The 23517-nt window shown below is 71.2% G+C and carries 17 protein-coding genes; 4 read left to right on the plus strand and 13 right to left on the minus strand.

What is annotated here, in order from left to right:
• Window positions 1–101 precede the first annotated feature (101 nt).
• Window positions 102–3011, minus strand: a complete 2910-nt coding sequence (locus ACFYMM_RS15835) for a vitamin B12-dependent ribonucleotide reductase (RefSeq protein WP_388386593.1) — start codon at window positions 3009–3011, stop codon at window positions 102–104.
• 166 nt (window positions 3012–3177) lie between these two features.
• Window positions 3178–3720 carry a transcriptional regulator NrdR gene (gene nrdR, locus ACFYMM_RS15840; RefSeq protein WP_388386595.1) on the minus strand — a complete coding sequence of 181 codons (543 nt, stop codon included), beginning with the start codon at window positions 3718–3720 and terminating at the stop codon, window positions 3178–3180.
• 564 nt (window positions 3721–4284) lie between these two features.
• Between nrdR and lexA the strand changes: the two genes are divergently transcribed.
• The gene (lexA, locus tag ACFYMM_RS15845; RefSeq protein WP_030750750.1) at window positions 4285–5064 is read left to right on the plus strand and encodes a transcriptional repressor LexA; all 780 of its coding nucleotides are present in this window, start codon (window positions 4285–4287) and stop codon (window positions 5062–5064) included.
• A 142-nt stretch (window positions 5065–5206) separates the two neighbouring features.
• Here lexA and ACFYMM_RS15850 read toward each other — a convergent pair whose 3' ends face one another.
• The 4 genes from ACFYMM_RS15850 to ACFYMM_RS15865 all read right to left on the minus strand — a co-directional run bounded on the left by ACFYMM_RS15850 (window position 5207) and on the right by ACFYMM_RS15865 (window position 11775).
• A complete protein-coding gene (locus tag ACFYMM_RS15850; protein WP_388386597.1) occupies window positions 5207–7183 on the minus strand; it encodes an ATP-dependent DNA helicase in 1977 nt (658 codons plus the stop codon).
• A 254-nt stretch (window positions 7184–7437) separates the two neighbouring features.
• Entirely contained in the window at window positions 7438–8211 is a 774-nt protein-coding gene (locus ACFYMM_RS15855) for a GNAT family N-acetyltransferase (protein WP_388386599.1), read from the minus strand.
• 68 nt (window positions 8212–8279) lie between these two features.
• Entirely contained in the window at window positions 8280–10196 is a 1917-nt protein-coding gene (locus ACFYMM_RS15860) for an IucA/IucC family protein (protein ID WP_388386602.1), read from the minus strand.
• 49 nt (window positions 10197–10245) lie between these two features.
• Window positions 10246–11775, minus strand: coding sequence for a diaminobutyrate--2-oxoglutarate transaminase family protein (locus ACFYMM_RS15865; RefSeq protein WP_388386711.1), 1530 nt, complete (start codon window positions 11773–11775; stop codon window positions 10246–10248).
• A 304-nt stretch (window positions 11776–12079) separates the two neighbouring features.
• Between ACFYMM_RS15865 and ACFYMM_RS15870 the strand changes: the two genes are divergently transcribed.
• Complete coding sequence (locus tag ACFYMM_RS15870; RefSeq protein ID WP_388386604.1) at window positions 12080–13306, plus strand: trypsin-like serine peptidase; 1227 nt, start codon at window positions 12080–12082, stop codon at window positions 13304–13306.
• 120 nt (window positions 13307–13426) lie between these two features.
• Here ACFYMM_RS15870 and hflX read toward each other — a convergent pair whose 3' ends face one another.
• The 6 genes from hflX to miaA all read right to left on the minus strand — a co-directional run bounded on the left by hflX (window position 13427) and on the right by miaA (window position 21721).
• Entirely contained in the window at window positions 13427–14920 is a 1494-nt protein-coding gene (gene hflX, locus ACFYMM_RS15875) for a GTPase HflX (protein WP_388386606.1), read from the minus strand.
• A gap of 154 nt (window positions 14921–15074) precedes the next feature.
• A complete protein-coding gene (locus tag ACFYMM_RS15880; protein WP_388386608.1) occupies window positions 15075–16604 on the minus strand; it encodes a M1 family metallopeptidase in 1530 nt (509 codons plus the stop codon).
• A gap of 111 nt (window positions 16605–16715) precedes the next feature.
• Window positions 16716–18902: a RelA/SpoT family protein gene (locus ACFYMM_RS15885; protein WP_388386610.1), complete on the minus strand. Its 2187-nt coding sequence runs from the start codon at window positions 18900–18902 to the stop codon at window positions 16716–16718.
• 283 nt (window positions 18903–19185) lie between these two features.
• Window positions 19186–20055: a diaminopimelate epimerase gene (gene dapF / locus ACFYMM_RS15890; RefSeq protein ID WP_388386612.1), complete on the minus strand. Its 870-nt coding sequence runs from the start codon at window positions 20053–20055 to the stop codon at window positions 19186–19188.
• A gap of 117 nt (window positions 20056–20172) precedes the next feature.
• Entirely contained in the window at window positions 20173–20676 is a 504-nt protein-coding gene (locus ACFYMM_RS15895) for a hypothetical protein (RefSeq protein ID WP_388386713.1), read from the minus strand.
• Between the two features lie 106 nt (window positions 20677–20782).
• On the minus strand, window positions 20783–21721 hold the full coding sequence (gene miaA, locus ACFYMM_RS15900; RefSeq protein ID WP_388386614.1) for a tRNA (adenosine(37)-N6)-dimethylallyltransferase MiaA: 939 nt from the start codon (window positions 21719–21721) through the stop codon (window positions 20783–20785).
• Between the two features lie 182 nt (window positions 21722–21903).
• Here miaA and ACFYMM_RS15905 point away from each other — a divergent pair, with 182 nt between their 5' ends.
• Both ACFYMM_RS15905 and ACFYMM_RS15910 read left to right on the plus strand, forming a co-directional pair.
• Window positions 21904–22386, plus strand: coding sequence for a hypothetical protein (locus ACFYMM_RS15905; RefSeq protein ID WP_388386616.1), 483 nt, complete (start codon window positions 21904–21906; stop codon window positions 22384–22386).
• Window positions 22387–22434: 48 nt separating this feature from the next.
• Window positions 22435–22707: an antitoxin gene (locus ACFYMM_RS15910; RefSeq protein WP_388386618.1), complete on the plus strand. Its 273-nt coding sequence runs from the start codon at window positions 22435–22437 to the stop codon at window positions 22705–22707.
• A gap of 65 nt (window positions 22708–22772) precedes the next feature.
• Here ACFYMM_RS15910 and ACFYMM_RS15915 read toward each other — a convergent pair whose 3' ends face one another.
• The gene (locus ACFYMM_RS15915) at window positions 22773–23486 is read right to left on the minus strand and encodes a class III extradiol dioxygenase subunit B-like domain-containing protein (protein ID WP_388386620.1); all 714 of its coding nucleotides are present in this window, start codon (window positions 23484–23486) and stop codon (window positions 22773–22775) included.
• Window positions 23487–23517: the final 31 nt, after the last annotated feature.

The following is a 23517-nucleotide window of genomic DNA, read 5'->3' on the forward strand; positions in this document are numbered from 1 at the left end:
AACGTACGCGGGATCAGCGCCTGCGGACGACCAGCGCGTAAGGGGCGCCGGCCCATGGCCGGCGCCCCTTACGTCAGGGAGCTACTTCAGAGTGCCCGTCCTCAGCTGCAGCCGCTCGTCGAGCCGCAGCCCTCGCAGATGTAGCAGGAACCGGCGCGCTGCATCTTCGTACCGCAGGAGAAGCACAGCGGGGCGTCGGCCTGGATGCCCAGCTGCATCTCCACCAGCTCGGCGCTGGTGTGGACCTGCTTCGGGGCGGGCTCGGCGGCCTCGGCCTCGGCCTTGGGGGCGGCGACGGCCTTCAGGTCGGTCTGACGAGGCGCCGACTGGGCCAACCCCTCCACGTCGACCTCGTCATCCTCGATGGACTGCTCGTACGAACCGGTCTCCAGGTGACGCTGGCGCTCCTCGGCGGAGTGGATGCCGAGCGCGGAGCGCGTCTCGAAGGGCAGGAAGTCGAGCGCCAGGCGGCGGAAGATGTAGTCGACGATCGACTGCGCCATCCGCACGTCCGGGTCGTCCGTCATGCCGGCGGGCTCGAAGCGCATGTTGGTGAACTTCGAGACGTACGTCTCCAGCGGGACTCCGTACTGGAGGCCGACGGAGACCGCGATGGAGAAGGCGTCCATCATGCCCGCGAGGGTGGAGCCCTGCTTGGACATCTTCAGGAAGACCTCGCCGAGACCGTCGTCCGGGTAGGAGTTGGCGGTCATGTAGCCCTCGGCGCCGCCGACGGTGAAGGAGGTGGTGATGCCGGGACGTCCCTTGGGCAGGCGCTTGCGGACCGGGCGGTACTCGACGACCTTCTCGACCGTCTCGCGGATGGTCGCCTCGGCCTTCTCCGTGACAGCGTCGGTCGCGGACTTCTCCTTCTCCTTGGTCTTGGCGGAGAGCGGCTGGCCGACCTTGCAGTTGTCGCGGTAGATCGCCAGGGCCTTGATGCCCATCTTCCAGGCCTCGAAGTAGATCTCCTCGACCTCCTCGACGGTCGCCGACTCCGGCATGTTGACCGTCTTGGACAGGGCTCCGGAGATCCACGGCTGGATCGCGGCCATCATGCGGACGTGACCCATCGCGGAGATGGAGCGCTCGCCCATGGCGCAGTCGAACACCTCGTAGTGCTCGTGCTTGAGGCCCGGGGCGTCGACGACATTGCCGTGCTCGGCGATGTGGGCGACGATCGCCTCGATCTGCTCCTCCTGGTAGCCCAGGCGGCGCAGGGCCTGCGGGACGGTGCCGTTGACGATCTGCATCGAGCCGCCGCCGACCAGCTTCTTGAACTTGACCAGGGCGAGATCGGGCTCCAGGCCGGTGGTGTCGCAGGACATCGCCAGACCGATGGTGCCGGTCGGGGCGATGACGGACGCCTGGGAGTTACGGAAACCGTTCTTCTCACCAAGGCGCAGCACGTCCTGCCAGGCCTCCGTGGCGGCGGCCCAGACCGGGGTGTCCAGGTCGTCCATGCGGACGGCCACGGCGTTGGCGTCGGCGTGCTGCTTCATGACCCGGTTGTGCGCGTCGGCGTTGCGGGCGTAGCCGTCGTACGGGCCGACGACCGCGGCCAGCTCGGCGGAGCGCCGGTACGCCGTACCGGTCATCAGGGAGGTGACGGCACCGGCGAGGGCACGGCCGCCGTCGGAGTCGTAGGCGTGGCCGGTCGCCATCAGCAGGGCACCGAGGTTGGCGTAGCCGATGCCGAGCTGGCGGAAGGCGCGCGTGTTCTCGCCGATCTTCTGGGTCGGGAAGTCCGCGAAGCAGATCGAGATGTCCATCGCGGTGATGACCAGCTCGACGACCTTGGCGAAGCGCTCGGCGTCGAAGGACTGGTGGCCCTTGCCATCGTCCTTGAGGAACTTCATCAGGTTCAGCGAGGCGAGGTTGCAGGACGTGTTGTCCAGGTGCATGTACTCGCTGCAGGGGTTCGAGCCGTTGATACGGCCGGACTCCGGACACGTGTGCCAGTGGTTGATCGTGTCGTCGTACTGGATGCCCGGGTCGGCACACGCCCAGGCGGCCTCGGCCATCTTGCGGAAGAGGGACTTGGCGTCGACCTCCTCGATGACCTCGCCGGTCATCCGCGCGCGCAGGCCGAACTTGCCTCCCCGCTCGACCGCCTTCATGAACTCGTCGTTCACGCGGACCGAGTTGTTGGCGTTCTGGTACTGGACGGACGTGATGTCGTCGCCGCCCAGGTCCATGTCGAAGCCCGCGTCACGCAGGGCGCGGATCTTCTCCTCTTCCTTGACCTTCGTCTCGATGAAGTCCTCGACGTCGGGGTGGTCGACGTCCAGGATGACCATCTTGGCGGCCCGACGGGTGGCGCCACCGGACTTGATGGTGCCGGCGGAGGCGTCGGCGCCGCGCATGAAGGAGACGGGGCCGGAGGCGTTGCCGCCGGAGGAGAGCAGTTCCTTGGAGGAGCGGATGCGGGAGAGGTTCAGGCCGGCGCCGGAGCCGCCCTTGAAGATCATGCCCTCTTCCTTGTACCAGTCGAGGATCGACTCCATGGAGTCGTCGACGGACAGGATGAAACAGGCGGAGACCTGCTGGGGCTGCGGGGTGCCGACGTTGAACCAGACGGGGCTGTTGAAGCTGAAGATCTGGTGCAGGAGGGCGTACGCCAGCTCGTGCTCGAAGATCTCGGCGTCGGCGGGCGAGGCGAAGTAGCTGTAGTCCTCCCCGGCCTTCCGGTACGTCTTCACGATGCGGTCGATCAGCTGCTTGAGGCCGGTCTCGCGCTGCGGGGTGCCGACGGCACCGCGGAAGTACTTGCTGGTGACGATGTTGACCGCGTTCACCGACCAGAAGTCGGGGAACTCGACGCCACGCTGCTCGAAGTTGATCGAGCCGTCGCGCCAGTTGGTCATGACGACGTCACGGCGCTCCCAGCTCACCTCGTCGTACGGGTGCACGCCGGGGGTGGTGTGGACGCGCTCGATACGCAGCCCCTTGGTGGCCTTGGTGCCCTTGGCTCGGGAACCTCGTGCCGGACCGCTCGCCGTCTCTGTCATGCCGCCTCCCTGGTACGGGCGAAAACGCCCTGAAGTGCCACGATGTTCCCGTGACACGGTGTTCTGTCTTGTGCTGCGGGCACCCTCACGCTGCCGCCCGCAACAGGCCTTCGATCGCCGCCTTCCGGCCGGAACCGGGTCATCCGCCCGGTTTCCAGCCCGCCGGTCAGTCGGCGGCGTGGGCGGGCTCGGGAACCTGAGTGGTTCCTCCGGGCCCGCGGGCGTCCTCCGGGCCCCCCGCGTCGTCGTCCGCGGCGGGCCGCCGTGTCGTCTGCCTCAGTTCCGCGATCGCGGCCTCGAAGTCGTCGAGCGAGTCGAAGGCCCGGTAGACGGAGGCGAATCGCAGATAGGCGACGAGGTCCAGTTCCTGCAACGGGCCGAGTATGGCCAGCCCCACGTCATGGGTGGTCAGCTCGGCGCTTCCGGTGGCCCGCACCGCCTCCTCGACCCGCTGGCCGAGCTGGGCGAGCGCGTCCTCGGTGACAGGCCGTCCCTGGCATGCCTTGCGCACGCCGTTGATGACCTTGGTACGGCTGAACGGCTCGGTGACTCCGGACCGCTTGACCACCATGAGCGAGCACGTCTCCACGGTCGTGAAACGACGGGAGCAGTCAGGGCACTGGCGGCGCCTGCGGATCGACGTGCCGTCGTCGGTCGTACGACTGTCGACCACACGGCTGTCGGGGTGCCTGCAGAAGGGGCAGTGCATGATCTCCAACCCTCCTCACAGCAGACTCAACAGCCTCGCCGGACCACATGGGCCCCTCGAAGCAGCCCCAAGCATAGGCGATCGCGGAGGCTCCGGAGACCCGGGGGACCACAACTTGTGGGCTGCTGTAGCAATCCAAGCACTACATGTAGGGATTGGCTGATACATCGACAGTCCACGCGTGTCGCATGCGCGTAAAGCCGCAGCACAAGGGCCATGTCGCCGACGCGAAACCCGCACGCGCGCGTGCGTACCCAAGTGGCGCTCGCGGAGATACCGTGGGCGCCGCGCGGAGGACACGTAGGACTCCGGCAAGAAGAGGGCCCGGATCCCGGTCGCCGGGGTTCCGGATGGCAGACTGGGCGCGCGACCCACGAGGTCAGCACCCCGGCGGCGAAGAGTACGACAATGAGCCCTTTTGTCCGCCAGGTACCGCGTTAGCCATACACCCAGACACATGCTCACGCCAGGTGAACCACGGTTTTTCACTCGAACGTGTGTTTGGCGCAACCTTTCGAAAGCAACTACCGTTGTCCAGCAGGGAGACCATCGAGAGGGGCCGACGTGACCACCACCGCAGACAGTGCCACCATCACTGCCCAGGACCGCTCCCAGGGCCGAGTCGAGCCGGTACATGCGATGAACGAAGCCACGAATCCCGAGGGGCACAAGCGCTCCCTGCCTGGGCGACCTCCAGGCATCCGGGCGGACAGCTCGGGGCTGACCGACCGGCAACGCCGGGTGATCGAGGTCATCAGGGACTCGGTGCAACGGCGCGGTTACCCGCCGTCCATGAGGGAGATCGGTCAGGCCGTCGGCCTCTCCAGCACTTCCTCGGTGGCGCACCAACTGATGGCGCTGGAGCGCAAGGGCTTCCTGCGCCGCGACCCGCACCGCCCGCGCGCGTACGAGGTGCGTGGCTCCGACCAGGCGGTGACGGTGCAGCCCACCGACACCGCGGGGAAGCCGGCCGCGTCGTACGTGCCGCTGGTCGGCCGGATCGCCGCCGGTGGCCCGATCCTCGCCGAGGAGTCGGTCGAGGACGTCTTCCCCCTCCCCCGGCAGCTGGTCGGTGACGGCGAGCTGTTCGTCCTCAAGGTCGTCGGTGATTCCATGATCGAAGCCGCGATCTGCGACGGCGACTGGGTCACCGTCCGCCGCCAGCCGGTCGCCGAGAACGGCGACATCGTGGCCGCGATGCTCGACGGCGAGGCCACGGTCAAGCGCTTCAAGCGCGAGGACGGCCACGTCTGGCTCCTCCCCCACAACGCGGCCTACGAGCCGATCCCCGGCGACGACGCGACCATTCTGGGCAAGGTCGTCGCGGTGCTGCGACGCGTGTGACCGCCGCGGCGGGCGAGCCGGACGGGCTCGCTCCCTGACCGGGCCCCGGAACCCCTGCGCCGGTTCCGGGGCCCTGCTCTGTCCGCAAGGGGTGCGCTCGCGAGGACGGGCAGGGGCGGCACGGGACGGGCCACCCCTTGGATCACTCCGTCTCGGCCTGCTTGGCGACGGCATCGATCGCCGCGAGCGACTTGCGCACCTGGTTCCGGTCCGTCGTGAACCAGAAGTCGGGCAGCGACGCCTTCAGATAACCGCCGTACCGCGCGGTGGCCAGGCGCTGGTCCAGTACGGCGACCACACCCCGGTCCCCCGAGGCCCGTACGAGACGGCCGGCGCCCTGCGCCATGAGGAGCGCGGCATGGGTCGCTGCCACCGCCATGAAGCCGTTGCCGCCCGCTTCCTCCACCGCCTTCTGGCGGGCGCTCATCAGCGGGTCGTCCGGGCGCGGGAACGGGATCTTGTCCATGACGACCAGTTGGCAGCTCGGACCGGGGACGTCGACGCCCTGCCACAGCGACAGCGTGCCGAACAGGCAGGTGGCGGGGTCGGCCGCGAAGTTCTTGATCAGCTCGCCCAGGGTCTCCTCGCCCTGCAGCAGGATCGGGAACTCAGGGATCCTCGAGCGCAGTTCCTCGGCGGCGAGCTGAGCGGCTCGCATGGAGGAGAACAGGCCGAGCGTACGGCCGCCGGCCGACTGGATCAGTTCGGTCAGCTCGTCGAGCATGTCGGTGCGGTCACCGTCCCGCGCGGGACGCGAGAGGTGCTTGGCGACGTAGAGGATGCCCTGCTTGCGGTAGTCGAAGGGTGAGCCGACGTCGACGCCCTTCCACTTCGGCAGGTCCTCGCCCTCCGTGCCCTCGGGGGCGAGCCCCAGTGAGGCGCCGACACCGTTGAAGTCACCGCCCAGCTTGAGAGTCGCCGAGGTGAGGACCACCGAGCGGTCCGCGAAGAGCTTCTCCCTGAGCAGCCCCGAGACGGACATGGGAGCCACCCGCAGCGAGGCCCCGAAGCGGTCGTGGCGTTCGTACCAGACGACGTCCCACTCGGAGCCGTTCACGATCCGCTCCGCCACGTCGTGCACGGTCTCCACCGAGGCGAGGGCCTGCTTGCGGACCGCGTCCTCGTCCTGGACCGACTTGTCGCGGGTCGCACCGATCGCGGAGATGACGGTGCGGGCGGCGTCCCGCAGCGCCATCAGGGCGTAGGCGAGGTCCTCCGGGATCTCCTCCAGGCGGCCCGGCAGGGCCAGTTCCATCAGGCGCTCGAAGCCCTCGGCGGCGGTCTGGAGCTGGTCGGCGGCCTTCTCGTTGACGAGCTTGGCGGAGCGGCGCACCGCCCGGTTGACCTGGCCGGGGGTGAGTTCGCCGGTGGCCACACCGGTCACCCGGGAGACCAGTTCGTGCGCCTCGTCCACAATGAGCACCTCGTGCTGCGGGAGCACGGGGGCGCCTTCGATGGCGTCGATCGCCAGCAGGGCGTGGTTGGTGACGACGACCTCGGCGAGCTTGGCACGCTCGCGGGCCATCTCGGCGAAGCACTCGGCACCGTACGCGCACTTGGACGCGCCCAGGCACTCGCGGGAGGACACCGACACCTGGGCCCATGCGCGGTCGGAGACGCCGGGCGTGAGGTCGTCTCGGTCGCCGGTCTCGGTCTCGTCGGCCCAGTCGCGCATCCGCAGCAGGTCCTGGCCCAGCTTGCTGGTGGGTGCCGCGGCCTCGAACTGGTCGAAGAGGCCCTCCTCCTCGTCCTGCGGCACACCCTCGTGGAGGCGGTGCAGACACAGGTAGTTGGACCTGCCCTTGAGCATCGCGAACTCCGGGCGGCGGCGCAGCAGGGGATGCAGGGCGTCGACCGTGCGCGGCAGGTCGCGCTCCACTAGCTGGCGCTGCAGGGCGAGGGTGGCCGTCGCGACGACGACGCGCTCCCCGTGCGCGAGCGCGGGCACGAGATAGCCGAGCGACTTTCCGGTGCCGGTGCCGGCCTGGACCAGCAGGTGGGATCCGTCGTCGATCGCCTCGGCGACCGATTCGGCCATGGTCACCTGGCCGGGGCGCTCCGTGCCGCCGACGGCTGCGACAGCGGCATGCAGGAGTTCGGGGAGTGAGGGCTTCGTCATAGCCCGACCACCCTACGGCCCGGCACCGACAAACGGGCGATCACGACGGGGACGAGGGGTGGGTTCACTGCCAGGGCTCCTCGGCTGGGGCGGGCGTGGGGCGGAGGGCGGTGCGGCGGACCAGGGCGGAGCGCCGCTGGGGACGGGCGGGCCTCGGCCGCGCCCGCTCGGCGGGGCCCGGAAATCTTTCGGACCGGGCGGGAACCACGCCGGCCCGTCCCGCGTTCCCCATGTGAGCGCTACGTCACGCAGCGTTACATCAGATGACGTAGGGACCGGTCCCTGATCATGAGGGCGGCCCGCTTGGCGGGCAGGTCGACCTCGGCGGCGTACCGGAAGCCCGCGCTCAGGAAAGCGGCAAGGGAGGGGGTGTTGTGAAGGTCGGGTTCGGCGACGATGCGCGCGCAGGCGGGGCGTCGGTCCAGGGCGAGGTCGGCCACGGCTCTGAGCAGGGCGGAGCCCAGACCCCGTGCTCGGTCCGCGGCATCCCCGATGAGGAGGTGCACGCCCGTGTCGTGCGGACGCGCCGGATAGTGGCGGGCCAGCGGATCGAGGTCTGCCCGGTAGATCTCCCAGTAACTCATCGGGGTGCCGTCCAGCACACCGAGACACGGGACGCTGCGCCCGTCGCCCTCGCACTGGGACCGCAGATGCTCTTCCGTCCGGGCCGGGGAGCCCCCGAGGTCCCAGTAAGCGGCCACGGCCGGGTCGTTCATCCATCGGTGGACGAGCGGAAGGTCCCGGCCGACGCGCACGGGTACCAGGTGGAACGGTCCGACGGGGGTGATGGTCGGTCCCCAGGCGCCGACGTGGTCGAGCAGGTCGTCAGTCCTGTCCGCGTGGGCTGTCCCCCCGGCGAGGAGGGTGACGAACTCGTCCGGCAGCCGGAGGTCCAGTGTGTCCTCGCAGTCCCCGTTGTCTCCGTTGTCTCCGTTGTCTCCGCTCTCTCCGGCGTCTCCGCCGGGTCCGGGGCGGCCCGGGTGGACGGGGACGGCGCCGGTGTCGGCGCTCGCGTCGATGGGAGGCACGGTGGGCTCCTCTCAGGAGGCGAGGGGTGTCATGTTCCTCGGAGTGGATGAAGTCGGTGCGGTGCGGTTCAGGAGTGGAGGGGGTTGGCGATGGTGACGTAGACGGACTGGGTGTCGACCGGGCCGACGAGTTCGTCGAGGCCGTGCAGCCGGGTGAGCAGGTTGGCCTTGCAGCGCAGGACGGGTGAGTCGAGCAGGCGGCCGGGCAGGGAGGTGCGCAGCGCGGCGGGGCCCGAGGCGACCTCGGTGAGGAAGCGGCGGAAGGCGGCGAGCAGCAGGTACTCGTCGGCGAGTCGCTGGTAGCCGAAGGCACCGATCAGGCCCAGCACGTTGTTGACGGCGAGGTAGTAGACGAAGCGTTCGTCTGTGACGTCGTCGCCGACGAAGCTGTCGCTGTGCTCGCCGATACCGGGCTGCCGGGCGTCGAGTTCGGCGCGTCGGGACTCGCGGAAGTAGTAGCCCTGGTTGTCGCGGTAGCGCCCCCCGGCGGGCCAGCCGTCGCCGTCCAGCAGGAGCAGCGTGTTCTGCTGGTGGGCCTCCAGGGCGATGCCGACCTCGCTGTCCAGCCACAGCACGGGACGTACGACGTGTTCGAGGTAGCGCAGGAACCACTCCGCGGCGACGGCGCCGAGGGGCCGGCCGGTGCTCGCGGCGAGCCGTGTCACCAACTGGGACAGCCGGGAGGTGTCCGGCTGGGCGAGGGGGCGGGGCGAGACCAGTCCGGCGACGCAGGCGACGTCGTCGCCCGGCGTGAACGGGTTGTGCCTGATCATCACGTCGAGTCCGGGCACGGGCAGCCCGTCGGGGTCGTCGACGGCGAGCCAGGCCGGGTCGCGGACGATGTCGAAGCCGGGGTGCGCGGCCTGCCACTGCTTGGCGAGGCCGCCGCGCAGGAGGCGGTGTACCTCGACGCCGCGATGCAGCTCCTTGCGGAGGTTGTCGCGGCGGGAGTTGGTGATCCGCAGGCCCAGTGAGAGCTTGAGCATGGCGGGGGCACCGGATCGGTGGACGGTACGGACGGAGGAGGTGGGGTGCCAGGGGGAGCCGGCAGGGCCGAGGTCGCGCAGGAGGCCTGAGTCGAGGAGGAGGGCGGTCTGTTCGCGGTGCCGCACGTCGCGTGCCTGCCAGGGGTGCAGGGGAAGGGCGGCGTATCCGTCGGGCAGCGGCAGGGCGGTGTCGGCGAGGCGCTCGGTGAGGTGGGCGGCGGGGAGCGGACGGCCTCGTTCGGTCCAGGCCGAGTCGGTGGCGAGGAGTGAGGAGGCGACGGCCATCCAGTGCAGGGGGAAGGAGCCGCGCAGCTCCGGTGAGTACAGCCGGGCTTCGGCCTCGGTCAGGCCCTCGCGGCTCTTCGGGGTCGGGTGGTGGGGGTGTCCGAGGAGGAGGGCCTGTTCGGCGGCGAGGAAGAGGTCCGGTCCGTCGGCGGGGTGTTCGAGGCGGTGACTGATGAAGGTGACGGTGCGGCGCAGGGAGTCGGCGACCCTGGCGACGAGGTCGCCCGCGTCGGAGGAGAGGGTGGCGGCCGGAGCGTCGGGGGTGCCCGTGTGTGTCTCGCGAGTGAGCAGTGCGGCGAGGGTGACCGCGTCGACCGGTGGGGCGCCGGCGGGGGCGTCGGCCAGCCGAGGGGGGCCGAAGCGGTGCCAGCCCGTCGGGGACCAGTGGTCGACGGGCGCGAGCAGGGCCGTACCGCTGGCGGGCAGCGGGATGCGGAGGATGCCGCCGTCGGCTGCGGTGAGGCCGATCTCGCGGACCCAGCAGCGCAGCAGGTTCTCCACCGCGGCGGCCTGGGCCGCTGTGCGGGGGTCGTGGGGGTCGGGATGTTCCGGGAGGTCGCCGGCGTCTCCACGTGGCCTCGCCGCTCGTGTGGTCAGGCTCCTCTGCTGGGGGACCGACTCGGCCGCCGGGCGCGGCGAGGCGTGGGCGGCGCCGTTGTCTCCCTGGTCGTCAGGGGTGTGGGAAGGGCCGTTGGGGGTGGGGCTGGCGCTCAAGAGGCTTCCTCGGGGGTTCGTACGGGTGGTACTTCGGGCCGTCGTCCGGTCAGTGCTGGCCCCCGTGGCTTCCCCGGTGGCGGGCGACGGCTGCCACGGCGTCGGCCAGGCGGTCCAGTACGGCCGCTGCCTGCTCGTCGCTGATCGTCAGCGGAGGGAGCAGACGTACGACCCCCGCGTGGCGACCGCCGAGTTCCACGATCAGGCCGCGACGCAGGCACTCGCGCTGGACGGCGGCGGCGAGGTCCGGGGCGGCGGGGCGGGGCGCGCGGACCGGGCCCGCTGCGGTCATCCGTCCGAGCCGGACGTCCGGCCCCCCGTGGCCCCACTCGCTCCCGCCCGGCTCCTCTTGGCCCGTCTCCTCTTGGCCCGGTGCCACGGTGCCCCGGTCGCCTTGGCCCGTCTTCCTTTCGCCTGGCTCCGTCTCCGGGTCCACCAGCTCGACCCCGATCATCAGTCCCCGCCCCCTGACCTCGCCCACGCACGCGAACTCCCGCTGAAGGTCGCGCAGTTGGGCCAGCATCCGGGCGCCGAGGTGAGCCGCGCGCTCGGCGAGAGCGTTCTCGCGGACGTGGGCGAGGGTGGCGGTGCCCGCGGCCATGGCGAGCTGGTTGCCGCGGAAGGTGCCCGCGTGGGCACCGGGCTCCCAGACGTCGAGATCGTCGCGGTAGACGACGACGGCCAGCGGGAGGCTGCCGCCGGTGGCCTTGGACAGGACCATCACGTCGGGCGTGACACCACTGTGCTCGACGGCCCAGAAGGCGCCGGTCCGTCCGACCCCGGTCTGGATCTCGTCGGCGATCAGCGGGATGGACCGCGCGGCGGTGATCTGCCGCATCCGCCGCATCCAGTCGTCCGGCGCGGGGATCACTCCGCCCTCCCCCTGGACGGGTTCGAGGATCATTCCGGCGGGCAACGGGACGCCCGACTTGGGGTCGTCGAGGAGGGACTCGGTCCAGCGGGCGGAGAGTTCGGCGCCGGGCGGGCCGCCGACGCCGAAGGGGCAGCGGTAGTCCTGCGGGTAGGGCAGCCGGGCGACCCGTACGTCACCGGCACCGCCGGAGGCGGCCAGGGCGCCGCTGGTCATCCCGTGGTAGGCGCCGGTGAAGGCGAGGATTCCGGTGCGCCCGGTGGCGGCCCGGACCAGTTTGAACGCGGCCTCCACCGCGTCGGTGCCCGCCGGTCCGCAGAACTGGACCCGTGCGCGGTCGGCGAGGCCGGGCGGCAGGGTACGGAACAGCTCGGTGATGAAGGCGTCCTTGACCGGGGTCGCGAGGTCCAGGACGGAGAGCGGGGCGCCGGAGTCGAGGACCTTGCGGATGGCCTCCAGCACGACGGGGTGGTTGTGCCCGAGGGCCAGGGTGCCCGCGCCGGAGAGACAGTCGAGGTAACGGCGGCCGTCGGCGCCCTCGATGGTCAGCCCGCGTGCCCGCACCGGCACGATGGGCAGGGCGCGCGCATAGGTACGCGCAGAGGACTCGCGCGCCGACTGGCGCCGCAGGATGCCCTCGTGCGCCCCGCTCGCTGCCGCGCGCTTGGCTCCCGCCGCCGATTCGTCGGTCACCGACTTCCCAGCCATCGACTCGGTCACGGCCACGGCTCCCTGTCCTCCCGCTGTTCAGAGGCGAGTTGTTCCGCGGGGACCGGGCACAGGCAGCAGTCCCCCCACCGCTACCAACCCCGGACCGTCCACCGGGTTACGGGTTGCTTCAAGATCCTTGCCGTGATGGAACCGTTGCCGTTCCATCGGAAGTCCCCCACAGCGACCGCATAGTGTGTGATGCCGTTCCAGGACGGCCGTCGAACCGGCATGAACTCTCCATGAGTGGTGCCGTCCTTCGCGACCGCCGCGCCAGTCCTTTACCGCAGGGGGAATCAAGACCATGCGATCCATACGACCGTCGTTCACCGTTCGCCGAGGGAGGAGCGCGTCTCGCCGAACCTCCCCCGTGCTGGCGTCGGTCGCCCTCGCCTCGGCGCTGGCGTTCACGGCCACCGCCTGCAACGGCGACAGCAACGCCGACGCGAAGCCGACCGCCTCCGCGACCAGCGACGGCACCGGCGACGGGAAGATCAAGATCCCGGACGACATCAGGAAGAAGCTCAAAGAGCACGGGATCGACGTCGACAAGTGGAAGCACGGCGCCTGGAAGAACTGGAACAAGCGCGACTGGCTGCGCGAGGCCAACGACTTCATCAACCCGATCATCAAGGGCCTGTGGGACCCCAACCGCATGCGCGGCGCCAACGACCCGGACAAGGGCGTCAACGACAACGACATCTCCGGTGACCAGGGCGTGACCGACCCGACGCCGGCGGCGGTCAAGGCGCAGGCGCTGCAGCCGCCGTACCACGCCAGCGCGGCGACGTCCGGCAAGGTGTTCTTCGACGCCCCCGGCGGGACGATGGTCTGTTCGGCGACGGTCGTCGAGGACCCGGCGCACCCCGGCAAGTCCGATCTCATCTGGACCGCGGGCCACTGTGTGCACGCCGGCAAGAAGGGCGGCTGGTACCGCAACATCGCCTTCGTGCCGTCGTACAACAACGCGGGCCTGACCAGCCGGCAGCTGCAGACCGCCGGCCGGGCCCAGATCGCGCCCTACGGCGTCTGGTGGGCCGACGGGGCGCAGACCTCACAGCAGTGGATCGACAAGGGCGGCGAGACGGGCGGCGACGGTGCCCCGTACGACTACGCGGTGATCCATGTGACGCCCGAGCAGGGTGGGACGACCAAGTCCCTTGAGGAGACGGTCGGTTCGGCGCTGCCGGTGAACTTCGGCGCTCCGGCCGTCACGAAGGTGCAGAGCCTCATGGCGCGCGGGTATCCGGCGGCGGCTCCGTACGACGGCAGTCTGCTCTACCAGTGCCAGGACAAGCCGGGCCGACTGTCGGTCAACCAGGCGGACCCGACGATGTACCGGATCGGCTGCACGATGACGGGTGGCTCCTCCGGTGGCGGCTGGGTGGAGACGGGCTCGGACGGCAAGCCGGCCCTCGTGTCGAACACCTCGATCGGCCCGGTGACCTCGGGCTGGCTGGCCGGTCCGCGGCTGGGCGAGGTGGCCAAGGGCGTGTACGACTCGGTCAGCCAGAAGTTCGCCGGACGGTAGGACCGCCGTCGGGCGCGGCGTCCGGCCGACGCTTCACGGGGTGACCGGACCATCCGGTCCGGTCACCCCGCACAGAAAGGCCCGCCACCCAGGGGTGGCGGGCCTTCGCGTTGCTGCGGGTCAGGCCGCCGGGGCCGGGGTGTACGGCGCCAGGTCGGCCGCCAGTTCCTCGTGGACCCGCACCTTGAGCAGCGTGCCCTCCGCGGTGTGCTCCTCGGAGATCACCTCGCCCTCGGTGTGGGCCCGGGCGACCAGCTTGCCGTGGGTGTACGGCACGAGCGCCTCGATCTCGACCGAGGGGCGGGGCAGCTCGTTGTCGACCAGCGCGAGCAGTTCCTCGATGCCCTGGCCGGTGCGGGCCGAGACCGCGATGGAGCGCTTCTCGACTCGCATCAGCCGCTGGAGGACCAGCGGGTCCGCCGCGTCCGCCTTGTTGATCACGACGATCTCGGGCACGTCGGTGGCGCCGACGTCCCGGATCACCTCGCGCACGGCGGCGAGCTGCTCCTCCGGCACCGGGTGCGAGCCGTCGACCACGTGCAGGATCAGGTCGGCGTCGCCGACCTCCTCCATGGTGGAGCGGAACGCCTCGACCAGGTGGTGCGGCAGGTGCCGGACGAAGCCGACGGTGTCGGCCAGCGTGTACAGCCGGCCGCTCGGGGTCTCCGCCCGGCGGACGGTCGGGTCCAGGGTCGCGAACAGGGCGTTCTCGACCAGGACGCCGGCCCCCGTGAGGCGGTTGAGCAGGGAGGACTTTCCGGCGTTGGTGTAGCCCGCGATGGCGACGGACGGCACCTTGTTGCGCCGGCGTTCCTGGCGCTTGATCTCGCGGCCCGTCTTCATCTCCGCGATCTCCCGGCGCATCTTCGCCATCTTCTCGCGGATCCGTCGCCGGTCCGTCTCGATCTTGGTCTCACCGGGGCCACGGGTGGCGAGTCCGCCGCCCTTGCCGCCGCCCATCTGCCGGGACAGCGACTGACCCCAGCCGCGCAGCCTCGGCAGCATGTACTGCATCTGGGCGAGCGCGACCTGCGCCTTGCCCTCACGGGACTTGGCGTGCTGGGCGAAGATGTCGAGGATCAGCGCCGTACGGTCGATGACCTTGACCTTGACGACGTCCTCAAGGTGGATCAGCTGGCCGGGGCTCAGCTCACCGTCGCAGATGACGGTGTCCGCCCCGGATTCGAGGACGATGTCACGCAGCTCGTTGGCCTTGCCGGAGCCGATGTAGGTGGCCGCGTCGGGCTTGTCCCGGCGCTGGGTCACGCCGTCGAGCACGAGCGCGCCGGCGGTCTCCGCGAGGGCGGCCAGCTCCGCGAGGGAGTTGTCCGCGTCCTGCACGGTCCCGGAGGTCCACACGCCGACGAGGACGACCCGCTCCAGGCGGAGCTGGCGGTACTCGACCTCGGTGACGTCCTCGAGTTCGGTGGACAGGCCTGCCACGCGGCGCAGGGCCGCGCGCTCGGAGCGGTCGAACTGATCGCCGTCCCGCTCTCCGTCGATCTCGTGGCTCCAGGCGACGTCCTCTTCCATCAGGGCATCGGCCCGAAGACCTTCGGGGTAGTCATGCGCGAGGCGCTTGGTGTCCTGGGAAAAGGAAGAAGAGGAGGTCATTGGATCCTTACGTCGATGGGGGCATCCGGTACGGCGGTCGTAGAGGACAACGCACGAGTACCCCGGGAGATTCCCGCATCCCGTGCCACGCCGACCTGAAGATGTTCCCACGCGACCGGCCGTCCAGTCACCGTGTTATTCGGGGGCCGCCGGCTCACTTGGCGGCCTTCTGCACGGCGGCCTTCTGGGCGGGGGCCGTCTGCGCAGGGGTTTTCGTCTTCCAGTCGGGGTGGCCGGGCATCGGCGGGGTCTTCTCGCCGTACAGCCAGCTCTGGAAGAACCCGCTCAGGTCGCGGCCGGCGACGGTGGACGCGAGGCGCACGTAGTCGGCGGTGGTGGCGCTGCCGTCCCGGTGCTCCTTGACCCAGGCCCTCTCCAGGCGCTCGAAGGCGGTGTTGCCGATCTCCTCGCGGAGCGCGTAGAGCACGAGTGCGGCGCCGTCGTAGACGTTCGGCCGGAAGATGCTGATCTTCTGGCCGGGGGCGGGTGCCTTGGGCAGGGCGGGCGGACCGCCGGAGGCACGCCATCCGTCGGAGGCGGCGTAGGCGGCCTTCATGCGGTCCGCCATGGGCTTGTGGGCCGTCTCCTCGGCGTACAGCTGCTCGTACCAGGTGGCGTGTCCCTCGTTCAGCCACACGTCGGACCAGGTGCGGGGGCTGACACTGTCGCCGAACCACTGGTGGGACAGCTCGTGCACCATGATCGACTCGACGTACCACTTGGGGTAGGCGGGCTCGGTGAACAGGTCCTTCTCGAAGAGGGAGAGCGTCTGGGTCTCGAGTTCGAAGCCGGTGTCGGCCTGTGCCATGAGCACGCCGTACGTCTCGAAGGGGTAGGGGCCGACCTTGCTCTCCATCCAGGCGATCTGCTCTGGGGTCTTGGCCAGCCAGGGTTCCAGGGCCTTGCGGTCGGCGCTGGGGACGACGTCGCGGACGGGCAGCCCGTGCGGTCCGGCGCGGTGCAGGACGGCGGAGCGGCCGATGGACACCTGGGCGAGTTCGGTGGCCATGGGGTGGCGGGTGCGGTAGGTCCAGGTGGTCGAGCGGCCGGAGCGGACCTTGCCGGTCGGCAGGCCGTTGGCCACCACCGTGTAGTCGTCCGGGGCGGTGACCCGGATGGTGAACATCGCCTTGTCGGAGGGGTGGTCGTTGCTCGGGAACACCAGGTGGGCGGCGTCGGCCTGGTTGGCCATGGCGAGCCCGTCGGAGGTGCGCACCCAGCCGCCCTCCTCGCCCGGGGCGGCGACGGGGTCGCTGGTGTGGTGGACGGTGATGCGCATCCAGGTGCCCCGGGGCAGCGGCCGGTCCGGGGTGACGACCAGGTCCTCGCCCGCCCCGGCGAAGGCGGCGGGGCGGCCGTCCACCTCGACGGACTCGACCTTGCCGTGCGCGAAGTCGAGGTTGACGCGGTCCAGGTCGCTGGTGGTGGTCGCGTTGATGGTGGTGACGGCCTGGAGCGGCTTGTCGTTGGTGCCGGGATAGGTGAAGGAGAGGTCGTACGACGCCACGTCGTACCCCGGGTTGCCGAGGTACGGGAAGAGCCGGTCGCCGATGCCGAGGGGCTTGGCGGGGGCGCTCGCGGCGAGGAGGCACACGGAGACGGCCGAGGCGAGGAGAGCCGCCTTGCGGTGCCGGACGTTCTTGACGGAGGGCCGGGACCGCCGGATGCGGGGCGTGAGCAGCATGCACCACCGCTACCAGCGCGCACCTGCCCCGCGACGGCGACGCGCGCCCGGCCCACCCGAACGGGTTGCTGGGCGGCGTGCGGTCGGCCGCCGGGCGCCCTGGGCGTGCGGCTAGGCGGTGGGGGCCTGGTGTTGCGCCCGGCTCACGTCGTACACGCCCGGCACGTTGCGCATCGCGCGCATCAGGGCGGGGAGGTGGGCGGCGTCGGGAAGCTCGACGGTGTAGGTGTGGCGGACCCGCTGCTGGCTGGGTGGTTCGACGGTGGCGGAGACGATCTCGGCGCCTTCGAGGGCCATCGCCTCGGTGAGGTCGGCGAGCAGATGGGGGCGGCCGAACGATTCGGCGAGCAGGGTGACCCGGCATGCGGTGGTATCCCCCCAGCGCACGCCGATCTCCGGGCGCCCCCCGCTCTTCATGCGCGCCGCTCCCGCGCATTCCACGCGGTGCACGGTCACCACACCGCCGCGTACGGCGAAGCCGGTGATCTCGTCCGGCGGTACGGGCGTACAGCACCCGGCGAGCCGTACCACGGCGCCGGGCCGGTCCGCGAGGACGTCGTCGCCCCGGGGGCGTCCGGGGGGCGCCGCGGCGGTGGCGCCGGGGGTCATGCGGCCGCTGCCCACGTCCCGCCAGCCGCCGTCCCGGGCGCCCGTGCCGCCCTCGCCGCGGCCTTGCGCGGTCTGTCTCGCGCTCTCGTCCTCGCTGTCCGCCGGGTGCGTCGCCAGCCAGCGTTGGATGGCGATCCGGGCGGCCGGGGTGTGCGCGTGCTCCAGCCACTCCCGGGAGGGCTCGGAGGCCGGGTCCTGGCCCATCAGCAGCTGAACGGTGTCGCCGTCCCGAAGGACGGTGCTCAGGGTCGCCAGACGGCCGTTGACCCGGGCGCCGATGCAGGCGTGCGCGTCCTCGCCGTACTGGGCGTAGGCGGCGTCCACGCAGGTGGCGCCGTCGGGCAGGCCCAGGGTGCCGCCGTCGGGGCGGAACACGGTGATCTCGCGGTCCTGGGCGAGGTCCTCGCGCAGGGTGGACCAGAAGGTGTCGGGATCGGGCGCCGCCTCCTGCCAGTCGAGGAGCCGGGAGAGCCAGCCGGGCCGCGTGGGGTCGGCACGCTCACCGTCGCCGGTGCTCAGCTCCTCCGCGGGAGGAGCGTAGGGATTGCCGAGCGCGACGACACCGGCCTCGGCGACCCGGTGCATCTGGTGGGTGCGGATGAGGACTTCGGCGACCTGGCCGTCCGCGCGCGCGACGGCGGTGTGCAGCGACTGGTAGAGATTGAACTTCGGTACGGCGATGAAGTCCTTGAACTCCGAGACGACGGGCGTCATGCAGGTGTGCAGTTCGCCCAGTACGCCGTAGCAGTCCGCGTCCTCGTTGACCAGCACCAGCAGGCGGCCGAAGTCGGAGCCGCGCAGCTGTCCGCGTTTGCGGGAGACGCGGTGGACGGAGACGAAGTGCCGGGGGCGGATGAGGACTTCGGCCTGGATGCCGGCGTCGCGCAGTACCCCGCGGGCCTCGTCGGCGATCTCCGCGAGGGGGTCGTCGGAGCGGGCCGCGTTCTCGGCGATCAGTTCGCGCGTGTGGTCGTACTCCTCCGGGTGGAGGATGGCGAAGACCAGGTCCTCCAGTTCGGTCTTGAGGGCCTGCACGCCCAGGCGTTCGGCGAGCGGGATGAGGACGTCCCGGGTGACCTTGGCGATACGGGCCTGCTTCTCCGGGCGCATCACGCCGAGGGTGCGCATGTTGTGCAGCCGGTCGGCGAGTTTGATCGACATCACTCGGACGTCGCTGCCGGTGGCGACGAGCATCTTGCGGAACGTCTCGGGCTCGGCCGCCGCTCCGTAGTCGACCTTCTCGAGTTTCGTGACGCCGTCGACGAGATAACGCACTTCCTCGCCGAACTGTTCCCGCACCTGATCGAGCGTCACGTCGGTGTCCTCGACGGTGTCGTGGAGCAGTGAGGCCGTCAAGGTGGTGGTCTCCGCGCCGAGTTCGGCGAGGATCAGGGTGACGGCGAGCGGGTGGGTGATGTACGGCTCGCCGCTCTTGCGCATCTGGCCGCGGTGCGAGGACTCGGCCAGGACGTAGGCGCGGCGCAGGGGTTCGAGGTCCGCGTCGGGGTAGTGGGCGCGGTGGGCCTCGACGACATGGCCGATCGCGTCGGGCAGTCTGCCGCGCGCGGCGGGGCCGAGCAGCGCGGCCCGGCCGAGTCGGCGCAGGTCGATCCGGGGGCGGGCCTTCCTGCGAGGCGCTGTAGGCACTACAGGGCCAGGGGTCGCAGGGTTCGTGGCCTCCGCACTCATGGGCACCTCCGGCTCGTGGACCGGCGGACGGGGCCCCAGGGCATACACGGCTCAGGGATGGCGACGTTCCCCCGTCCGTGCCGGTGCTTGATGCTACCGAGCCCATCGCGCCCGACTGACCGCCTCTCGCCGAGCGTGAAACGGATCACCCATTCGAGCGATGGCCGAGAGGTTTACGGTTTTGCGCCAGGCGTTTCAGGACCGGCCGTGGATTCAAACGGTCGTGGCAGCCGGGACCCTTGGATCCTGGCGTCCTCGACACCGGGGCTTGCGTTTCACACGGTCAGCGAGCCGCGTTTTCCAGCCATTCGGCGTCGACCTCACCCTCGGCGACGATGACGGCGGGGCCGGTCATCTCGATCTCGCCGTCCGGCCGTTCGGTGATGAGCAGGCGTCCGCCGGGCACGTCGACGGTGTACGTCGCCGGGATCCCGGTGACGGCGGGGTCGGCGCCGTCGCGCCGGGCGGCGGCCACGGCGACGGCGCACGCGCCCGTGCCGCACGAGCGGGTCTCGCCGGAGCCGCGCTCGTGCACGCGCAGGGCGACGTGTCCAGGGCCGCGGTCGACCACGAACTCGACGTTCACACCGTCCGGGTAGGCGGCAGCCGGGCTGAAGGGCGGCGGGGCGAGCAGGTCCCCGGCGTGCGCGAGGTCGTCGACGAAGGCGACGGCGTGCGGGTTGCCCATGTTGACGTTGCGCGCGGGCCAGCTGCGCTCGCCGACGCTCACCGTGACGTCCCCTTCGGGCAGGAGCGCGCTGCCCATGCCGACGGTGACGTCACCGTTCTTGGCGATGTGGACCGTCTTCACGCCCCCGCGCGTGGCGACGGCGGTGTCCCCCTCGGCCACATGACCGGCGTGCTGGAGGTAGCGGGCGAAGACGCGCACGCCGTTGCCGCACATCTCCGCGACGGACCCGTCGCCGTTGCGGTAGTCCATGAACCACTCGGCCTCGGCGGCCATCGCCTTGGCCTCGGGGTGTGCGGCGGACCGCACGACGTGCAGCACTCCGTCGGCGCCGATGCCCGCGCGACGGTCGCACAGGGCGGCGACGGCGGCCGGGGACAGGTCGAGGGCGTTCTCGGGGTCCGGGACGATCACGAAGTCGTTCTCGGTGCCGTGCCCCTTGAGGAAGGCGATCCGCGTGCTCATTCCTCGATCGTACGGGTTCGGTACGACAGTCCTCACGGACGGGCCGCAGGGTGGTCTGCGCGGTCGCACCGGCAGCGGCTCCCGGTAGGGGATCGCAGGCGGAGCCGACGGGCGATGCTAGCGGAGCCGCGCCACCCGCCACACGGCGAGGACGGCCACCACGGCCACCAGCAGTGCGTAGGCGAGGACGACGCGCCAGTCCGGGCGGCGGGCGGAGCCGCGGGCCGGCAGGCCGGGCCAGGTGTAGCCGACCCGGCGGGCGGCCATCATGCCCCAGCCGGCGGCGCACGAGCAGATCAGCAGGCCCAGCATGGCGACGACGGCGCCGCTGTCCCCGAAGTCGAAGGCGAGCGGGAAGGCGAACATCAGGGAGCCGACCGCGGCCAGGGCCACGATGGGCGCGAGCTGCCAGATGCGCAGTCTGCGCTGCGGACGCAGCTCGACCTCGACCTCCGGGCCGCCGGCGAACATCTCCTCGGGCTCGGGGCCGTCGTCGGTGACACCGCCCGGCATCTCGTCCGGTCCGTCGGGGCTGAGTCGGTGCTCGCCCAGTTCCGCTTCACCACCGTCGGTGGTGACATGCTCGGCACTTTGTGCGGTGTCGCGAGGGCCGGCCTCCATCGCCACGCGCCCTCCCAACCAGGACTCCACTTGCGATCGAAGCTCGATGATGGCACGGCGCCGCAGGCCGCGATGACCGGCGGCGCATCCCGATGCCATCACGTGATCAGGCTGTGACCGGTCGTTCGAGCAACGCCAGCGCGAGCTCCGGAAGTTCCGCGCGGTCCGCCGAGGCCCCACTCAACCAGTGCACCCTGGGATCGCGCCTGAACCACGAATCCTGACGGCGCGCGAAGCGCTTGGTGGCGCGCACCGTCTCGGCCCGCGCTTCCGCCTCGGTGCACTCGCCGGTGAGCGCCGCGAGCACCTGCTGGTAGCCGAGCGCGCGCGACGCCGTGCGCCCCTCTCGCAGGCCCTGCGCCTCCAGTGCGCGCACCTCGTCGACGAGGCCCGCCTCCCACATCCGGTCGACCCGGCGGGCGATGCGCTCGTCGAGTTCGGGACGGGCCACGTCGACGCCGATCTGGACGGTGTCGTAGACGGAGTCGTGGCCGGGGAGGTTGGCGGTGAAGGGCTGGCCGGTGATCTCGATCACCTCCAGCGCCCGGACGATACGGCGGCCGTTGCTCGGCAGGATCGCCCGTCCGGCCCCGGGGTCGGCGGCGGCCAGCCGCGCGTGCAGCGCGCCGGAGCCGCGCAGCACGAGTTCCTCCTCCAGGCGGGCCCGGACCTCGGGGTCGGTGCCGGGGAACTCCAGGTTGTCGACGGCGCCGCGGACGTACAGCCCGGAGCCGCCGACCAGGATCGGCCAGCGCCCCTCGGCGAGCAGCGCGTCGATCCGCGCGCGGGCGAGCCTCTGGTACTCGGCGACCGAGGCCGTGACCGTCACGTCCCATATGTCCAGCAGGTGGTGCGGGACGCCGCCGCGCTCCTCGGGCGTCAGCTTGGCGGTGCCGATGTCCATCCCTCGGTAGAGCTGCATGGAGTCGGCGTTGACGACCTCGCCGCCGAGTCGTTGGGCCAGGAAGACGCCGAGATCGGACTTTCCGGCCGCGGTGGGTCCGACGACGGCGATGACGCGGGGGGCGGGGGGTGCACTGCTCACCGCACCAGTCTCGCAAACCTCGCGGGCCCGCCTCGAACGAGTTACGTGACGGCACGGGTCCGGGGTCGTTGCCCGTTGCGAGGTTCCTGCCGCCGGTTTCGAGGGGCGGCGGCCCGGGTGGCGCAAACGGACGCTCCGGGTGACGCGGGATTTCGCCCGCATGAGTAACGTATGGAGTGGATATGGGCGTTTTTGCACGACTCCTTGGGAAGTCGAAGTCGAAAGCCGCGAGGGAGGCTGCGGCCGAGGCTCAGGGCGGCACGGAGCCGGGTGGCGCCGAGGCGGGGGCTGCCGGGGAGGGAACCTCGGAGGCGACGTCGGTAGCGGCGGCGGGCCCGGAGGTTCCAGAGGCTGTGGAGGCTGCTGAGGTTCCGGCCCTGGAGGGCGCGGAGGGTGCGGACCGCTCGGAGGCTTCCGAGGAGGTCCCTGCCGGGGCCACTGAGGGTCCTGAGGGATCCAAGGCCGCGGAGACTTCGGCGGGTTCGGAGGACGCGGAGGACTTGAAGGCTTCGGAGGTGAAGGGTTCGGCCGCGGACGACGGGGAAGGCGTACCGGCGGAGCCGGATGCCGTCGAGGCGACCGCTTCCGAGGGCGCCGAGATCCCCAAGCAGCAGTCCGCCGACGAAGCCGCGGACAACGAGGCCGGCGAGAGCGCCCGTACGTAACGGTCCCGTGAGGGACGCACACGACTGTCCCGCAAGGGAAGGTGGACGATGGGTCTGTTGGACAACATGAAGGCCAAGCTCGCCCCGGCCAAGGACAAGGTGTCGGACCTCGCGCGCCAGCACGGGGACAAGGTCCAGCACGGCATCGACAGGGCCGCGCAGGCCGTCGACGAGCGGACCAAGGGAAAGTACAGCGACAAGATCCACGCGGGCACGGGCAAGGCCAAGGACGCCATGGACCGGCTCGCGCACAAGGATCACCCCGGAACCGACGGCCCCGCGGCCCCCACCCAGCCGGAAGGACCGCCACCGACTTCCTGAGCGGCACACGATCGGCGGACGGCCGAGGAGCTCGCGGGCTCCCGGCCGTCCGCCGTTTCCCGGGCTCAGGACCAGGTGGCCACCACGTACCCGACGCCGTACGGAGCGTCCTCGTAGAGCAGGGTCCCCTTGAGGCCCGTGTGCTCGGCCGCGCCCGCCAGGACCTGCCAGGGAGCCCGGCCGGAAACCTTCAGCTCGTGCGCCAGGCCGGGGTCGAGCGCCTCGATGGCCGCGAGGTCCGCCGCGCCGAGCGCCCGTGCGGCCTCCGTGTCGAAGGGCGCCGCCCGTTCGTCGAGGTATCCCGGCGCCTTGAGCGTGCGGCAGGCGCTGGCGTCGCCCATCACCAGCAGGCCCACCCGTGCGGCCCGGGTACCGATCTCCCGGCCGGCCTCGACGCAGCGCCGGGGTGCCAGCGGCTCGCCGACGCCGAGCCCCTCGACCGGGGCGCCCGCCCAGCCGGCCCGCTCCAGGAGCCACGCGCCGACGGCCAGGGACGGCGGCAGCTCCCGTTCCGGCGCGGTGTCCGTGCCGGGGCCCAGCCGTACGTCCAGGTCGACGCCGAAGCCACGGAAGGAACCCGGGGTGCCCTGCGGGTACGGCCCCCGCCCGTCGCGCTCCGCGGGCCCGACGACCACGAGCAGGTCGGGCCGGGCGGCGGCGAGCACGCCGAGGGCGTCCGCGCAGGCCGCGCGCGCCCCGTCCAGTTCGGCCGCGGCGCCCGCGGCGACCCGGGGCACGAGCAGCGGCGGGCATGGGCAGACGGCGGCGGCGACCAGCATGTCCGGCAGGGTAACGCCGCAGGACGCCTCC

Origin of the sequence: Streptomyces sp. NPDC006739, from assembly GCF_042869815.1 — a bacterium.
GTDB lineage: Bacteria > Actinomycetota > Actinomycetes > Streptomycetales > Streptomycetaceae > Streptomyces.

Coding starts and splice junctions, on each gene's coding strand:
- hflX (WP_388386606.1), bottom strand. CDS start 14,920: ATGACCTCCTCTTCTTCCTTTTCCCAGGACACCAAGCGCCTCGCGCAT.
- ACFYMM_RS15880 (WP_388386608.1), bottom strand. CDS start 16,604: ATGCTGCTCACGCCCCGCATCCGGCGGTCCCGGCCCTCCGTCAAGAAC.
- ACFYMM_RS15910 (WP_388386618.1), top strand. CDS start 22,435: ATGGGTCTGTTGGACAACATGAAGGCCAAGCTCGCCCCGGCCAAGGAC.
- ACFYMM_RS15870 (WP_388386604.1), top strand. CDS start 12,080: ATGCGATCCATACGACCGTCGTTCACCGTTCGCCGAGGGAGGAGCGCG.
- ACFYMM_RS15915 (WP_388386620.1), bottom strand. CDS start 23,486: ATGCTGGTCGCCGCCGCCGTCTGCCCATGCCCGCCGCTGCTCGTGCCC.
- ACFYMM_RS15865 (WP_388386711.1), bottom strand. CDS start 11,775: ATGGCTGGGAAGTCGGTGACCGACGAATCGGCGGCGGGAGCCAAGCGC.
- ACFYMM_RS15850 (WP_388386597.1), bottom strand. CDS start 7,183: ATGACGAAGCCCTCACTCCCCGAACTCCTGCATGCCGCTGTCGCAGCC.
- ACFYMM_RS15895 (WP_388386713.1), bottom strand. CDS start 20,676: ATGGAGGCCGGCCCTCGCGACACCGCACAAAGTGCCGAGCATGTCACC.
- dapF (WP_388386612.1), bottom strand. CDS start 20,055: ATGAGCACGCGGATCGCCTTCCTCAAGGGGCACGGCACCGAGAACGAC.
- ACFYMM_RS15885 (WP_388386610.1), bottom strand. CDS start 18,902: ATGAGTGCGGAGGCCACGAACCCTGCGACCCCTGGCCCTGTAGTGCCT.
- nrdR (WP_388386595.1), bottom strand. CDS start 3,720: ATGCACTGCCCCTTCTGCAGGCACCCCGACAGCCGTGTGGTCGACAGT.
- ACFYMM_RS15905 (WP_388386616.1), top strand. CDS start 21,904: ATGGGCGTTTTTGCACGACTCCTTGGGAAGTCGAAGTCGAAAGCCGCG.
- ACFYMM_RS15835 (WP_388386593.1), bottom strand. CDS start 3,011: ATGACAGAGACGGCGAGCGGTCCGGCACGAGGTTCCCGAGCCAAGGGC.